The organism is Rhizobium sp. P28RR-XV, assembly GCF_012641385.1.
Classification (GTDB): domain Bacteria; phylum Pseudomonadota; class Alphaproteobacteria; order Rhizobiales; family Rhizobiaceae; genus Rhizobium.
Genome location: NZ_JABAIG010000007.1, coordinates 377769 through 391532 on the forward strand (window position 1 = coordinate 377769; position 13764 = coordinate 391532).

15 protein-coding genes and 2 pseudogenes are annotated in these 13764 nt (G+C 58.7%); 7 read left to right on the forward strand and 10 right to left on the reverse strand.

Features of this window, described 5'->3' with window-relative positions; all coding sequences use genetic code 11:
• Positions 1 to 336: 336 nt before the first annotated feature.
• From HGP12_RS17505 to HGP12_RS17520, 4 genes are all read left to right on the forward strand, one after another.
• Positions 337 to 795, forward strand: a complete 459-nt coding sequence (locus HGP12_RS17505; protein ID WP_281408295.1) for a mobile mystery protein A — start codon at positions 337 to 339, stop codon at positions 793 to 795.
• 5 nt (positions 796 to 800) lie between these two features.
• Positions 801 to 1394, forward strand: a complete 594-nt coding sequence (locus tag HGP12_RS17510) for a mobile mystery protein B (protein WP_168879449.1) — start codon at positions 801 to 803, stop codon at positions 1392 to 1394.
• A gap of 48 nt (positions 1395 to 1442) precedes the next feature.
• On the forward strand, positions 1443 to 1580 hold the full coding sequence (locus HGP12_RS17515; RefSeq protein WP_205926503.1) for a hypothetical protein: 138 nt from the start codon (positions 1443 to 1445) through the stop codon (positions 1578 to 1580).
• 199 nt (positions 1581 to 1779) lie between these two features.
• Positions 1780 to 2100, forward strand: a complete 321-nt coding sequence (locus HGP12_RS17520) for an SDR family NAD(P)-dependent oxidoreductase (protein WP_246703446.1) — start codon at positions 1780 to 1782, stop codon at positions 2098 to 2100.
• 8 nt (positions 2101 to 2108) lie between these two features.
• Here HGP12_RS17520 and HGP12_RS17525 read toward each other — a convergent pair whose 3' ends face one another.
• Positions 2109 to 2810 (reverse strand): helix-turn-helix transcriptional regulator, encoded by a 702-nt coding sequence (locus HGP12_RS17525; protein WP_168879450.1) that lies wholly within the window; start codon positions 2808 to 2810, stop codon positions 2109 to 2111.
• Positions 2811 to 2939: 129 nt separating this feature from the next.
• On the opposite strand from HGP12_RS17525, the gene HGP12_RS17530 reads away from it, so the two are divergent.
• Entirely contained in the window at positions 2940 to 3707 is a 768-nt protein-coding gene (locus HGP12_RS17530) for a metallophosphoesterase (protein WP_168879451.1), read from the forward strand.
• A 50-nt stretch (positions 3708 to 3757) separates the two neighbouring features.
• On the opposite strand, the gene HGP12_RS17535 is transcribed toward HGP12_RS17530, so the two are convergent.
• The 5 genes and pseudogenes from HGP12_RS17535 to HGP12_RS17555 all read right to left on the reverse strand — a co-directional run bounded on the left by HGP12_RS17535 (position 3758) and on the right by HGP12_RS17555 (position 7978).
• Positions 3758 to 4936: an aminotransferase class V-fold PLP-dependent enzyme gene (locus HGP12_RS17535; RefSeq protein WP_168879452.1), complete on the reverse strand. Its 1179-nt coding sequence runs from the start codon at positions 4934 to 4936 to the stop codon at positions 3758 to 3760.
• A gap of 76 nt (positions 4937 to 5012) precedes the next feature.
• Positions 5013 to 5642 (reverse strand): NAD(P)-dependent oxidoreductase, encoded by a 630-nt coding sequence (locus HGP12_RS17540; RefSeq protein ID WP_168879453.1) that lies wholly within the window; start codon positions 5640 to 5642, stop codon positions 5013 to 5015.
• 83 nt (positions 5643 to 5725) lie between these two features.
• On the reverse strand, positions 5726 to 6094 hold the full coding sequence (locus HGP12_RS17545) for a hypothetical protein (protein ID WP_168879454.1): 369 nt from the start codon (positions 6092 to 6094) through the stop codon (positions 5726 to 5728).
• A 2-nt stretch (positions 6095 to 6096) separates the two neighbouring features.
• Positions 6097 to 7056 (reverse strand): alpha/beta hydrolase, encoded by a 960-nt coding sequence (locus HGP12_RS17550; RefSeq protein WP_168879455.1) that lies wholly within the window; start codon positions 7054 to 7056, stop codon positions 6097 to 6099.
• A 44-nt stretch (positions 7057 to 7100) separates the two neighbouring features.
• Positions 7101 to 7978: pseudogene (locus HGP12_RS17555) on the reverse strand (NmrA/HSCARG family protein).
• 119 nt (positions 7979 to 8097) lie between these two features.
• Between HGP12_RS17555 and HGP12_RS17560 the strand changes: the two are divergent.
• Positions 8098 to 8997, forward strand: a complete 900-nt coding sequence (locus HGP12_RS17560) for a LysR family transcriptional regulator (protein ID WP_168844199.1) — start codon at positions 8098 to 8100, stop codon at positions 8995 to 8997.
• 31 nt (positions 8998 to 9028) lie between these two features.
• Here the strand turns inward: HGP12_RS17560 and HGP12_RS17565 are convergent.
• Positions 9029 to 9280 (reverse strand): annotated as a pseudogene (locus HGP12_RS17565) (IS6 family transposase); the annotation flags it as partial.
• 277 nt (positions 9281 to 9557) lie between these two features.
• Positions 9558 to 9854 (reverse strand): DNA-binding transcriptional regulator, encoded by a 297-nt coding sequence (locus HGP12_RS17570; RefSeq protein WP_168879456.1) that lies wholly within the window; start codon positions 9852 to 9854, stop codon positions 9558 to 9560.
• 496 nt (positions 9855 to 10350) lie between these two features.
• On the opposite strand from HGP12_RS17570, the gene HGP12_RS17575 reads away from it, so the two are divergent.
• On the forward strand, positions 10351 to 10890 hold the full coding sequence (locus HGP12_RS17575; protein WP_168844195.1) for an AAA family ATPase: 540 nt from the start codon (positions 10351 to 10353) through the stop codon (positions 10888 to 10890).
• A 146-nt stretch (positions 10891 to 11036) separates the two neighbouring features.
• Here the strand turns inward: HGP12_RS17575 and HGP12_RS17580 are convergent, their stop codons facing one another.
• Both HGP12_RS17580 and HGP12_RS17585 read right to left on the reverse strand, forming a co-directional pair.
• Positions 11037 to 11348, reverse strand: a complete 312-nt coding sequence (locus HGP12_RS17580; protein WP_168844196.1) for a DUF982 domain-containing protein — start codon at positions 11346 to 11348, stop codon at positions 11037 to 11039.
• A 78-nt stretch (positions 11349 to 11426) separates the two neighbouring features.
• The gene (locus HGP12_RS17585; RefSeq protein ID WP_168844197.1) at positions 11427 to 13217 is read right to left on the reverse strand and encodes an ABC transporter ATP-binding protein; all 1791 of its coding nucleotides are present in this window, start codon (positions 13215 to 13217) and stop codon (positions 11427 to 11429) included.
• Positions 13218 to 13764 lie beyond the last annotated feature (547 nt).

Below are 13764 nucleotides of genomic sequence, written 5' to 3' on the forward strand. Positions count from 1 at the left end.
CGCGGCCAAGAGTTCGGGCGTCGTCATCAGCGATAGCAAGCTCACCCTATAGCGGCATTACCAGCGAACCGCCCACAAGATCACCTCGCCCTGAAAATGACGCTGCTTAAAATCGCTCATCAAAAGTCTCGCTGAAAATTGTCAGCGCTCTTTCGCCCTTCATTGCACCAACGAAACGTTGGTAAGGTCTATCGGGGAATGGTTTTCAAAACGGCAAGGTGCTCACTAAATTATGCTGTCATTAGGGGGTATGCTCTGATATAAAGGAGCAAATTCGCAATTTCTGATCTGATTTATGTGTTTTTTCTGGATCAAAATGGACATACATTTATGAACATGCAACAGGCTGCCCTCGCGCGTAAGCATCTCGAGCGACGTCTCGCGCCCCTCCGGGAGCTTGAGCTCATGGCTCCCCCTCGTGGTTGGATGAAAGCCATCCGTGAAGCGTTAGGCATGAGCACCCGCCAGCTTGCGGCTCGGATGGGCGCGGCACCCTCTCGTATCCCGGCTATAGAGAAGGCGGAAGTTTCTGGCGCAACGACGATCAAAACGCTTCGCGAAGCCGCGGCGGCGTTAAACTGCACGTTTATATATGCTTTCGTTCCTACCAAGCCCCTTGACGTTATCCTTCGTGAGCGGGCGGCAGAAAAGGCGGGGCAGGACATCGTCCGGCTCGATCACACGATGCGTCTGGAGAATCAGGCTTTGCTCAAGTCGGATCTTGAGGAAGAGCGCCGTCGCCTGGTCGATGCAATGCTTGCAGAATCTGGACGACGCCTATGGGAGGATGATTGATCCCCATGGAAGACGATCCTCTATTTCTGGACGATGACGAAGCCAATACGCCGTTGACTGCCGAGGAGCGAGAACAACTCATTCCGTCCTACATTACCCTCAGGCACGAACTGAATGAGGCCGAGCAGATAAATATTGGCGAAGGCTTGCGCTGGGCGATGTCGCGCAAGCGTAACGTTCTCGATCAGGATCTGCTCAACGAACTGCACCGTCGCATGTTTGGCGACGTGTGGCGGTGGACGGGACAGTACCGCACGACACCTCGAAACATCGGCGTCGATGCCTACCGCATCGCGACGGATGTCAGACATATAGTCGACGATGCACGCTATTGGGTCGAACACGAAGCATACTCACCCGACGAGATAGCCGTCCGATTCAGTCATCGTTTGGTCGCCATACATCCCTTTCCAAACGGAAATGGGCGGTTCTCCCGTCTGGTGGGAGACCTGTTAGCACGCCAGCTTCAGCGGCCGCCATTTTCATGGGGACGGTCGAACTTGATCGATGCTGGCGAGACTCGGGCGCGTTACGTGGCGGCACTTCGGGCGGCCGATAACCACGAGATTAAACTGTTGCTGGAATTCGCGCGCTCATAGCGTCGGCGAAATTTGCCAGGAAGTAGATGTACGCGAGAGAGAGTAGACATGAAAACCTTCACGCGATCTCAACTCCAGGCGATCGCGGATGCGCTGGGTGATACCGACGCCGGCCTGACGGGTTCGGAAATCGGCCATCTGCTGGCAACAGTCAAGATCGTTGATACTCTCGATGCGGCGGTCTGAGGCCGCTGCGGCAGGTTCAATCGACGTAGAGCCTTGGCTTGATCTTCGCCTGACGCGAGGCGGCCAAGCGCTCGTCGTCCGAGCCATCTGATCTTGCCGAACAGGACATCTGTATCGCGAGCCTAAGCGACCCGTTCATCCAACAAACCGTGGCGGCGCGACGAACACTCCGCCCGGTCAACCTTCCAGGAGAAGCACGTTGAACATCGATCTTTCGGGCAAAGTCGCCCTCGTCACAGGATCTACTGAAAGCATCGGATTCGCCATTGCTCGCGAGCTCCACCATGCCGGCGCAGAGGTGATCATCAATGGCCGCACAAGGGAGAAAGTCGATGCGGCCGTGACACACCTCGACAGTCGCGCCCGCGGCCATGCGCTCGACCCCGCCAGCGCCGAGGGATGCGACGCCATGATCCGGACCGAACCCGAGCCGGACATCGTCGTCAGCAACCTAGACGCAGCATGCGTCGCAGCCATCTCATTCTTCGGCGGCGGCCTTTGCGGAAGTGAAGTCAGGTAGAGTGCATCTCAGAGCAAGCTCCATTCCTCGATGCCCAAATGCTCCTTCAGCACCTTCCAGCCTTTTGGCATCACGTCAACGGCGCGCGACGATGGCAACCGACGTATGCAGCTTTCTGCAAAGAGGAGATTGATGAGGTGAACGCCAAGGGGGCCAGCAAGATGATGTTGCCGCTCCGTCCAATCGAGACACTGGCGAGCAAGCCCATAGCGCGTCGGCTTGATCGCGGTCGTGTCCACGCCCATGCGGTCGAACCACTTTGTACCGGCTGGCGTGAGGTCGAACCGCTTCTTTTCGGCCGCGACAAGGAACCCCTTCTCCAACAACCCGTGGGTCACGGCGATCCCGACCCGGCCGGCCAGATGATCGTAGCAGCATCGCGCGAACCGAAGCTTCTGCGCGCCCCGGGTCAGCGGCTTTCTTCGCACGGATTCCGTCGGACCGATCGAGGCCAGGGTCTCGAGCGCCAGCGCGATATGGGAACCGGCGAGACGATAGTATCGGTGCCGCCCCTGGGTTTCCACGGCCAGCAGCCCGCCGGCCAATAATTTGCCGAGATGGGAACTGGCCGTCTGTGGCGTTACGCTGGCGGCATGGGCGAGTTCGCCGGCTGGCCGCGCCCGGCCATCGAGGAGCGCCGACAGCATGGCGGCCCGGGCAGGCTCGGCAATGAGGAGGGCAACGGCGGCTATGTTCGGCTGGGTCGTCATGTCTAGGTCTCTTCATATCAGGCTGCACCATAACACCGAAATAGTTTGCATGTTTCGACGCGCATCGAAGCATTGAGGCGAATTGCCGTCGTAGACTGGACGCTCAAGCAATTGCCACGGAACCGATCCATGACGAAGACCATCCTCGCCTTTTTCACCGACGTTCATCTCGGGCAGAAACTGATTGCCAAAGGCGAAATTACCGGCACCAAGATGGGCTATGAGGCGACACCACAAGAGCACGAGCACCATTTGCGCTTGGTCCTCGACGACATCGCCCGTAAGGGCATTTCCAAGGTCGTCTTCGGCGGCGATATCGGCACCGCACATTCGGTCGCCGGCTTTTTCGAACTCCTCCGCGCCTATGCCTTCGATGTGTCGCTTATCCTCGGCAACCACGATACCTACGTCAATGTCACGCCGTACTATGACAAGGGCGGCGGTACCGTGGCAGGCAAACTGTGCTACTCGCAGCAAGATCCGCATCTGAAACGTATTTTCCTCGATACTTCCGACAACGCCGTCGGCGACGGCCAGCGCAAGTGGCTCGCCCGAGAACTCGAGGGTGTGAAGCGGGCCGCAATCTTTCTGCACCATCCGATCGTTCCGCTCGACACGCCGATAGATCGAACCGGTGCAGCACTGCGCGATCGGGACGAGGTCAGGTCGCTTCTGATCGGCATGGGTTGCCGGGTGTCCCTGTTTTGCGGTCACTATCACATGATCGACGAAGCCCGAGAAGCAAACATCTGGCAATATGTCTCGCCGGCAGTCTCCTATCAGATCGTCAAGCAGTCCGATTGCCTCAAGGACGATACAGGGACATTCGGCTATCGTATTCTGGAGATGGACAAAGAAGAGATCAAAACGCAGGTCGTCTTGTTTTCAGAGCCGTAGGAGGCACAGCCCCCTTGCGACGAGCCGAAGCCACTCGCGGCAGACGAGGTTCATGGCTTGCTGCTGGCGACCGCTCGAACAAAGCTCTCTATTTCGTCATCGGTATTGTAATAATGCGGGGATGCTCGAACCACCGCAGGCAAATGGCGCGCCGTAGCATCAAGAAGTGTGCTCGAGGGTGCGGATATACTGACGTTATAACCCAATTGTGTAAGCTCGGCCTTTACGGTCGTTGCATCGCGTTTCTCGACCGAGAACGAAACAATGGAGACCGGATTGCGGCCAAGGTCATGGATGACAATCCCGGGCAGTGCTCGCAGGCCTTCTCGCAAACGGGCGGACAGGATGCTGCAACGCGTCTCGATATCCTCCAGACCTAACTGCAGTGCGTAATCGACAGCTCGTCCTAGCCCAAGGCGAGCGGCGTAGTTGTTTTCCCAGGTCTCAAAACGCCGGGCGTCACCACGCAACTTGTAGCGGTCAGGGGTAACCCACGGTGCGGCGAAGTGATCGATCATTGGCGGATCCATCGTGAGCATTAGGTCACGGCGGACATAAAGAAAACCGGTACCGCGCGGGCCGCGCAAGAATTTGCGGCCGGTCGCAGTCAGAATATCGCAGCCGAGTTCGTCCACTCGTGTGGGCATCTGACCAACCGCTTGGCACGCGTCAAGCAGAAAGATTACACCGCGGCGCCGTGCTATCTCGCCTACCGCTGCGGCTGGGTTGCGAAGGCCACCGTTTGTCGGGACCCACGTGATTGCGATGATCTTGACGCGGTCATCGATCATCTGCTCAAGGGCTTGGGGATCCAATACACCGTCAGCATCGTCCGGAATGACTTCTATAACAGCGCCTGTGCGCCTGGAGACCTGCAGGAAGGCGACATAGTTCGCGGCATATTCCGCCCGCGTTGTTAGAATTCGGTCTCCTGGTTGGAAAGACAGGGCATAGAACGCAAGCTGCCACGCCACGGTCGCGTTTTCCGTTAGCGCAATCTCGTCACGACTGGCACCCAAGAGGCGTGCGACGCTATCGTAGACACCATCAAGTTCTGTGGCCGCCTCACTGGCAGCTTCGTAACCACCAATCTCGGCCTCGCGCGTCAGGTAACCGAGCATGGCGTCCAGTACCGCCAGTGGCATCAATCCTGAGCCAGCATTGTTCAGGTGGATACGATGGAGGACACCCGGCGTCTCGCGCCTGACCTTCACGACGTCTATGGTCATCATATATCCTAAAGGGTTGACCTGCTGCCGGTCTCCCGACTGCGATGCTAAGGCATTTATGCCGATGCAATCAATCCTACCACGTGATCAGCGGTGCTTTGCGCAACCACGTATCCACGCAGATCTGCTGCACGACAAATTCGGCGACATCGGCTCGGGAGATGGTTCCGCCATGGACGCCAGACAGGTCGGACAACGCATTGATGTGACCGCGCGCCGGCTTGTCGTTGAGCACCGTTGGGCGGACGATGGTCCAATCGAGCTCGCTCGCCCGGATCGCATCCTCCTGGCGATCCTTGTCTTCATAGACCTTTCGCAGCATCAACGGCAGGAACAGCCGGTCGAAGAAGAAGCCGCCATGGCCACGGCTGTCGCTGGCGCCGAGGCCGGTGATGCACACCAGACGACGGACCTTCTGTGCAGCCATAACGCCAACCAGTGCGCGCGTCGCCGTCGAGAGCAGAGTTACCTCCTTGAACGGGCTCATGGCCGTCCCCAGCGAACTGACGACAGCGTCACAGCCGGCGATAGCGCGGGTAAGTGCTACGGGATCGCGGGCCTCGCCTTCGATCAGCTGGGCGCCAGCGAGGTCCGCGGCTTTTGCCTTGGAACGAACGAGGGCAGCCACCTCGTATCCCTTTGCGATGGCCTTGCCGACGATCAGCCGACCGGTGGCGCCGGTCGCGCCCAATACAAGTACTTTCATGTCAAATCTCCGAAATTGTGCTGATGGGTAGGGAAGCATCAACCCGACACCAATGGACTAAGTCAGTGAGGGCGGTCGCCGATCTACCGCGCCGCGGCCTGCGCCGTATCCTCGGGAGGCGTGCTGAATGCGGTCGCTGCCTTCGGTGCGCCCTGGTGGATCGCGTTCACGACCTTCTCAAAGAGCGGTAACCCTTTGGGCGGCAGGCGCGGGCCGCCGCCGATCACGATGCAATCGTAGTCTACGCTCGCCAATTGCGTGGCCAATGTTGCGATGCCGCTGTCATCGGGAGCGATCATGCAGGTGTCACCGTTCCAACCGCGCTCGGTCATGGTCGTTTTTGCGATGTCGATGCCAGCCTGGATTTTTTCGGCATTAGACCCGGGCGGCAAAGAGGGGTCGGAAAAGTCAACGGTCTCAGGCTCCTGGCCTACAGACAATACACGTGTCATGGTCAAGCTCCTTTGAGTGGGTTGGAAGGGTCGGCGTTTTCGGACAGGGTTTCGAGCCTATGGCGCAGGAACTCACCGATCGCGTTCACCGACCGTTCGGCCGCGAAAAACTGGCCGAGGGAAGATTGGAACACATGCGGCATGCCTTCCCAGACCGTTAGCGTGATCTCCACGCCCGCCGCTTGCGCTCGCTCAGCATAATGAATGGCGTCGGAGAGCAGTACCTCGTTGTCGCCGACATCGATGCGGATGGGCGGCAGTCCGTTGAGTGGGGCGTAAAGCGGTGATGCATCGGGAAGCGTGGCATCCTGGCCTTGAAGGTACATCTCGGAGAAGCCACGGAGGACTCCGCGCGTGCAGATCGGGTCTGCCTCGGCCCTTGTCTCGAAGCTCTCGCCGGTGAGCGTCAGATCGGTCCATGGCGACATCACTGCTGCGCCAACCGGTTGCACCATGCCCTTCGTCTTGTCGGCGGCAAGGATCGATAGCAGCGCCAGCGTCAGCCCGCCGCCGACCGAGTCACCGACAACCACGGCCCTTTCCGCCCCCTCAGAAACGAGGCCCCGATAGGCGGCGACCGCATCGTCGATCGCGGCCGGAAACGGGTGTTCAGGCGCCAGTCGGTAGTCCGGGACGAAAGCATCTGCGCCGACGCGTGCCGCGATCTGGCCGACGAAACTGGTAAACGCCTGGGCCGAGCCGAGCACATAGCCGCCGCCGTGAAGGTAGAGGATGCATGCGCCCGGTCGTGCGCTTGCCACTCGGAGCCAAGAGCCGGCAATGCCGCCGACCGTCGCTGCCTCCACTTGGACATCCTCCTCAGCGGGTGTTGCGACAAACATGGCGTCGAACATCGGTCGCGCCTCCGGCCCGAGTGCCTCGCCCTTATGGGCCGATGCGGCTTGTCGCATCGCAGCCACGGCAGGCGCGTCTTCTGTCGAGAGTGGTTGGATCGTCATCATGGCAGATCGCTTTTATTGGCTGTGAGGTAGGAGCAAGCCCGTGATCAGCCCTTCGCCCACTGGGTGGCGGCATCTTTTGCAAAAGCGGCATAGGAGCGCGGCGCACGACCGAGTAACTTGGTCAGACGCGCGATCTCATCAGCGCTGGCCACCGCGCCTTCCGTCTGATACCGGCTGAACATCAGACGCAGGTCGAGCGCATGCCAGGCGGGCAGCATGGTTTTCGTGCGCTGTTCCATGACGACGAGATCGTCGCCACCGTAGCGGACCGCGCGGCCGAGGGCATGCTCCAGATGCCGGCAATCCCTTCGCCGGTCAGGCTGTCGGGACCAACCAGAGCATAGGTCTCGCGGGCAAGCGGTGTCGGGGATTGTTCACGGCGAACCAGCTCGATCGCCGCGGCCTCGCCGATATCGCGGATATCGACCATCGAGACACCTTTCTTGCCGATCGGCGAGGCGTAGACACCGGCCTTCAACAGTCCGTCCTTCTGACGAAGATCGTTCTGGATGAAGTAGGCGGGACGCAGGACCGTCGCCGGCAGATCGAGTGCTTCGATCATCCGCTCGACCGTGTACTTGCCGGCGAAGTGCGGCACGTCGGCGTAGGCGTCGCCGCCGAAGACCGAGAGATAGACGATGCCCTTGACGCCGGCCTCATGGGCGACCGTCAGGGTCAGCATCGCCTGCGTCAGTTCATCGGCGACGTTGGGGGCGAGCACGAACAGTGTGCTGACGCCTTCGAGTGCTGCGCGCACCGAATCAGGATCGGCAAGATCACCACGGGCCGCCGTTACGCCAGCGGGAAGCTGCGCCGTCTCGGGGGAGCGCGTCAGGGCGCGAACATCGGCGTTGCGAGTTTGAAGATGGGCCAGGACCTGCGACCCGATAGTTCCTGTGCTGCCTGAAACGAGAATGCTCATATCAAAATCTCCTTGTGTCGGTGTTTGTGTTGCATCTGACGAAGGAGAAGATATCCGTTTCATTCTCGTTTTGGAGATGCCAATATCGGGACTATGTGTCTCGAATATGGAACATCATGATGGATCTTCAGGCTTTGTCCGACTTCGACCTTGTCGCTGCTAATAGCGGGTTCGGCCGCGCTGCCCGCGTCTCCGGACGCTCCAAGGCCACGCTGTCACGCCGCGTCGCCGAACTCGAGGAGAGCCTCGGTGTGAGGCTGATCGAGCGGGGGTCCCAGACCTTGCGATTGACCGACGAGGGACGAGCGCTTCATGAGCGCACACACGGGCTGCTGAGTGAAATCGCTGAGGCCGGTGAGGCGGTTGTGCTTGGCGCATCTACGCCGAAAGGCAGGTTGCGGGTTAGCGCACCTGTCGTTTTCGCGCATGTTGCGCTACCCCGGATCGGTGCACGGTTTGCTCTGGCCTATCCGGAGGTCCAACTCGAAATCGTTGCCGACGATCGCAAGGTCGATCCGGTTGAAGACGGCTATGATCTGATCATCCGGATCGACCCATCGCCGGACGAACGCCTCGTCGGCCGCCGTTTCCTAAATGATGAACGTCTGATCGTGGGACCGCCCGGCATGCCGCGTCCCGTTTCAAGTGCGGAGGGCAACGAAGCTGCCGTCAGGGCTGTCCTGCTCTCCGCAACACCGCCTGGGAGCCTCTGGCGAATCAATTCCGGAAGACAGGCGGACATTGTCCTGCGGCCGAACCCTGTTCTCCGCCTCTCGTCGCTGCTGATGGTCCGCGATGCCGTGCTGGCGGGCGCCGGCGCAGCCATGCTGCCGAAGCTACTTGTTGCCGAAGACATCGAAGCCGGTAGGCTTGCCTATTGGGGAACACAAGCTGGGCCGCCGGTGGAGATCTGGGCGCTGCAGAGCTCGCGCCGCCTGGTCGGCGCTAAGGTGCGGGCATTCCTGGAAGTGGTTGGGAAGGCGTTCCCGGAGAGGGCCTTCGTCGCGCCGGCGATATGAATGGCAAAGGGTGCCGCGTCTCAATACTCATCCATTCGCTGCGGACCTTGATGTATGTTTCGCCCCATATGCCACTTGCCAGTAACGCACCGCTTCCGACGTTTAAAGCGCTCCAGCAACTGCGGGGAGAAGTGGAGACCCATCGATGGATGGTGGAGTGATCGACACTCATGCCGCGTTCGGCCATCATCTCTTCCAGGTTCCGCAGACTCAATTTGTAAGCCAGATACCAACGGACGCACAGCACGATCACCGATCGATCGAAGTGGGGGGCGTTGAACATTACAAACTCCCCTGAAAACTAGAGGGCTTAGTGCCGAAGATAGGTTGCCATTTGGCTTTGCGACAGAACCTGAAATCTTGGCCGCGTAAAAAACTGAGCAGAAGCATTTCCGCCGCTCAACTTCGAATTTGCGACCGAGCCCTTTCGAAAGCCACCCTACTCTCGATCCTGGGGGTTAAGCTCGTTTGGTCACCTTAGGCCGAGCGGATTTGGGCTCCTCTCGCACCTGTCAAGTGCCGCTGGATGCGTCGCATGGCAGTAATGATCGAGGAATCGATCAGGCCGCGGACAGCGCGCGATAGACCGCCTCGGGCTCCTTGTCGATGACGGTCAGCAAAATTCGAGAGGGAGCATCGATGCTGGAACGCTTTTGTTCGCAATCCCTCAGGCGGCCGACTGAAAATCCATATCGCGTCGCGCAGGCTTGCTGCGACAATCCCAGCTTCTGTCGAATGGCCTTGACGTCCACTTCGGCCGGAATATGGATGGCAAAATCCACGGCGTCCGCTTCGCCCTTGGCAAAGGCAAGAGCTTCCCGTGCGCCTTGCAAAATGCGTGATCCTGCTTTGCTCATTTTCGACTCTTGATCTGCTTAACCTGCTTGCTGACGCTCTTCCGCCATGCTTGCGGAAGGGCTGTCAGGATTTCGCGAAGCTCGTTGCGCTCCGCCTGGGACAGATTTGCTTGTGTATCCTTGCTGTCGATATCCAGACGCGGTCTGCAACAGGACGCCTGGATTTGAAAGCTGGCTTTTTTCCGAGTCGGACGCCATGGTGTTCGTTGGCGAAATTGACGGAGCCACTCTATTGGCTGAGGCGGATGACGCAAAAATAGTCGCCTGCCGGAGCGCGCTTGACGAATGGCACTTTCCTGAAGTTTCAACTTCGCGGAAATCACGCGAGGAGGCCAGCCAGCCATTTATCTTTTCAGGGATAGGCAATCGGGTGACTACCATGCATATGCTGACATGACTTGAGTACGCGAGAACGCAGCCGTCGTGGATGGTGCATGTTGTACAATCGCTCCGCGCCCACGAAAACATCCTTCGAAGCATAAAGTAAGAGTTGTCGATGAACATCGATCATAGAGGTGAGATCCTCATTTTGACCGGTACTCCGGGAGCGGGCAAAACAACGACGGCGTCGGCTCTGGCAGCTTTGAGCGGGTCATCGAAGGTGCATCTGCATTCCGATGATTTCTGGCATTTTATAAAGCACGGGGCTATTAAACCGTACCTTCCAGAAGCGCACAGCCAGAACAAGGTTGTGCTTGATGTTTTGGCAAATGTCGCGGCCACCTACGCCAAAGGCGGCTATTTTGTCATCGTCGATGGCATTATCGGGCCTTGGTTTCTCGCCGCGTTTGAAGCGATCAGCTTTCCGATACACTACATCGTGCTTCGCCCACGCCTGGAGACTGCGATCGAGCGCTGCCGCAACCGAGGAGGAGATACGCTTTCCGATCCCGAACCCATCGCGGCGCTACACCAACAGTTCTCCGAACTCGGAACCCTCGAACGGCACGTTCTAGCGACCGAAGGCGATGATCGAGACGGCTTGGTGAAGCGGGTGATAGCAGCCTTGGACAGCAATAGGTTCCGACTGACGTGAGGGCGATCGGCGGCATGTCGGGACCGACTTCTGAAAGTCGCACACTGACGAAATTGGCGGGCGGTACTATCTCAGTTGGTTCGAGCAGGCAAACAAAGCGTCCGCTAGCCCGCCTACGGAGAGGCGGGCTTCAGAAACGTGAGAGGCTATAAGGAGCCCCCACTCGCCAGTCGCATCGGCCGCACTTTCGGCGGTGCCTTCGATGGCGCCAGCACGGTTGGCATTCCGGCTTCGAGACACGCCGTCAGGAACGCTTCTCTCGCAATGACAGCAGGCACGCTTCCATTGAGTGCGCCGCGGCAGGTCTTCACCGCGCGCTCGTGACGCTCACCATGCCGAAGGGGCCATTCATTTTCCAGAAAGTCCAGAGCGTCATAGACTCCTGTGAAAGTGCGCTCCAACCCGCATTGCAGCCGGATCGTCACCGGACGGATCCACAGAATATCGTTGAGTGGCATTTCGTTCCTCCTTTCCATGCCAAGGACCACTCCTGAGAACGATATTGTAACAGACGCTTGGCAGTTCAAGAGTTTGCGTCATGCCACCAGCCCCTTGGTCAGTTCGAGTGCCTGTCGTTCGAACAGCCTGCGGTAAATACCGTTATTGAGGCGAATGAGCGCTTGATGATCACCCTCTTCCACGATCTTTCCCTTGTCGAAGACCAACAGACGATCCAGCGCCCGCACTGTCGAAAGGCGATGCGCGATCACGAGCGTCGTGCGGCCTTCCATAAGGCGTTCCATCGCCTGCTGGATCTGCACCTCGCTCTCGCTATCAAGGCTCGAGGTCGCCTCGTCCAGGATTAGAATGGGCGCGTCAGCCAGAAAGGCTCTGGCGATGGCGACACGCTGACGCTCTCCGCCGGACAATTTGACGCCGCGCTCCCCTACCATCGTCTCATAGCCCTTCGGCAGGCTCATGATGAAATGATGTGCACTGGCCTGTTTCGCTGCATTCTCGATATCGCGCCGTGACGCGTTCGGCCGGCCATAGGCGATGTTTTCGGCGAGCGTGCGATGAAACAGGATCGGCTCCTGTTGCACGATGGCAATCTGGCTGCGCAGGCTCGATTGCGTGACCTGGGCGATATCCTGTCCGTCAATTCGGATCGAACCGGACTTCACGTCATGGAGACGCTGGATGAGCTTGACGAAGGTCGTCTTGCCCGAGCCAGAGTGTCCGACCAATCCGACGCGCTCGCCCGGGTTGATGGTGACCGAGAAATCGTCATAGAGCGGTGTAGGATGGGCCCCGTATTGGAAGGTGACACGATCGAACACGATTTCGCCCTTACCGATCGTGATGGCCTTCGCGTTCGGCTTGTCATCGATTCCGAGCGGTGTTTTGTCGAGCAGGACCAATTCTTCCATGTCGTTGACGGCGCGTTGCAGGTTTCGAATGTCCTGGCCTACTGAGCGTAGATAGCCCTGCAGGACGAAAAACATTGCCAGCACGAATGTGATGTCGCCCGGCGTCGCCAGCCCCTGCTGCCACATGACAAGGCCGGTACCAAGAATGCCAGCCTGCATCGAGACCATCATGAAACCCTGGATCGTGCCGTTCAGAGTCCCGCGCTTCCACGTCCGTCGCGTTCGGATGTCCCACTTGGCCAGCACATGGCGCAAGCGTTCCTCCTCGCGACGCTCAGCGCCGAAAGCCTTCACCACCGAGTTGCAGCTGATGGCATCCGCTAGCGCACCCCCCAGCTTGGTATCCCAGGCATTAGCAAGCTTTGCCGCCGGCGACACGTATCCCATGGAAAGAACGACAGTCACGCCAATATAGATCAGCGATCCTGCAGCCACGATCAGCCCCATGATCGGCCAGTAACTGCCGAGCACGATACTGGCACCCACGAGCATGACGAGCGAGGGCAGCAAGGCTATCAGTAGCAGGTCGTTAAGCGAGTCGAGCGCCCACATGCCACGAGTGATCTTGCGAACCGTCGAGCCAGCGAAACTATTGGCATGCCAATCGGTCGAGAAGCGCTGCACCTTGTGGAAGCCGTCATTGACCACGTCTGCCATGATGCGTAGCGTCAGACGGATGATCCCGTTGAAGATAAACCAGCGTAAAGCAACACTCGTCAGACCGAGGGTCACGACGATGGCGAAGGCACGGATCGCATCGCCAGACTTATTGCCGCTGGCAATTGCGTCGACGATCTGGCCGGAAAACACTGGCACCAGGACCTCGGCCAGGGTGCTTGTTATTACCAGCAGAATAATGATGCCCACCAGAGCGGGGCGATGGGTCCACTGACGAAAAACAAAGCCGAGCACATTGCGATAAGCATCGGCACGGAAGTCGAACTTCTTGCGAGTCATTTTAACCAGTCCGGCTCCGTGTTTAGTCAGCCGGCCCCAAAATCGAGAGTTAATAGACACGGCCGGAACGGAAAACGAGCTAACCCCCGGCGGATTGGTTGAGTTGTGGGGAAACGAAAAACCGCATGACGTCGTGCCCCGTGGCGGGCAACGAACGGAAATGACCTAATTTCGGCTCATTCCGGATGGAAGCGTTTCGATGGATACTGGTGTCATGCAACGCCTCCTCTAATTGATTTGCAGCGATGGAAACTACTTACCGAACAAATTCGAGTTTGCCAACCCGGTTTTTCTACTTAGTGGGGAAAATGCCGGAGTGCCACACCATTTCGGCGCATGGCGCAATCGTGCGCATCTTGATTTCAATCGACGGACTAGGTCGCGAACTCATAAATGTTGGTATGAACTTGGGCTGGCGTGCTAGGAGGTGTGGACTCTTGGGTTTCCAAGGCTGAGCAAATCAGATTCAAGACTGTCTTTTGGAGGCAGTCATGGGTGTTTTGGATCGTCTGATCCTTCGGGACGAACAGTGGGCGCGGATAGCGCA

Coding starts and splice junctions, on each gene's coding strand:
- HGP12_RS17540 (WP_168879453.1), bottom strand. CDS start 5,642: ATGAAAGTACTTGTATTGGGCGCGACCGGCGCCACCGGTCGGCTGATC.
- HGP12_RS17580 (WP_168844196.1), bottom strand. CDS start 11,348: ATGCCACTCAACGATATTCTGTGGATCCGTCCGGTGACGATCCGGCTG.
- HGP12_RS17535 (WP_168879452.1), bottom strand. CDS start 4,936: ATGACCATAGACGTCGTGAAGGTCAGGCGCGAGACGCCGGGTGTCCTC.
- HGP12_RS17525 (WP_168879450.1), bottom strand. CDS start 2,810: ATGACGACCCAGCCGAACATAGCCGCCGTTGCCCTCCTCATTGCCGAG.
- HGP12_RS17530 (WP_168879451.1), top strand. CDS start 2,940: ATGACGAAGACCATCCTCGCCTTTTTCACCGACGTTCATCTCGGGCAG.
- HGP12_RS17545 (WP_168879454.1), bottom strand. CDS start 6,094: ATGACACGTGTATTGTCTGTAGGCCAGGAGCCTGAGACCGTTGACTTT.
- HGP12_RS17515 (WP_205926503.1), top strand. CDS start 1,443: ATGAAAACCTTCACGCGATCTCAACTCCAGGCGATCGCGGATGCGCTG.
- HGP12_RS17570 (WP_168879456.1), bottom strand. CDS start 9,854: ATGAGCAAAGCAGGATCACGCATTTTGCAAGGCGCACGGGAAGCTCTT.
- HGP12_RS17585 (WP_168844197.1), bottom strand. CDS start 13,217: ATGACTCGCAAGAAGTTCGACTTCCGTGCCGATGCTTATCGCAATGTG.
- HGP12_RS17575 (WP_168844195.1), top strand. CDS start 10,351: ATGAACATCGATCATAGAGGTGAGATCCTCATTTTGACCGGTACTCCG.
- HGP12_RS17505 (WP_281408295.1), top strand. CDS start 337: ATGCAACAGGCTGCCCTCGCGCGTAAGCATCTCGAGCGACGTCTCGCG.
- HGP12_RS17510 (WP_168879449.1), top strand. CDS start 801: ATGGAAGACGATCCTCTATTTCTGGACGATGACGAAGCCAATACGCCG.
- HGP12_RS17550 (WP_168879455.1), bottom strand. CDS start 7,056: ATGATGACGATCCAACCACTCTCGACAGAAGACGCGCCTGCCGTGGCT.
- HGP12_RS17560 (WP_168844199.1), top strand. CDS start 8,098: ATGGATCTTCAGGCTTTGTCCGACTTCGACCTTGTCGCTGCTAATAGC.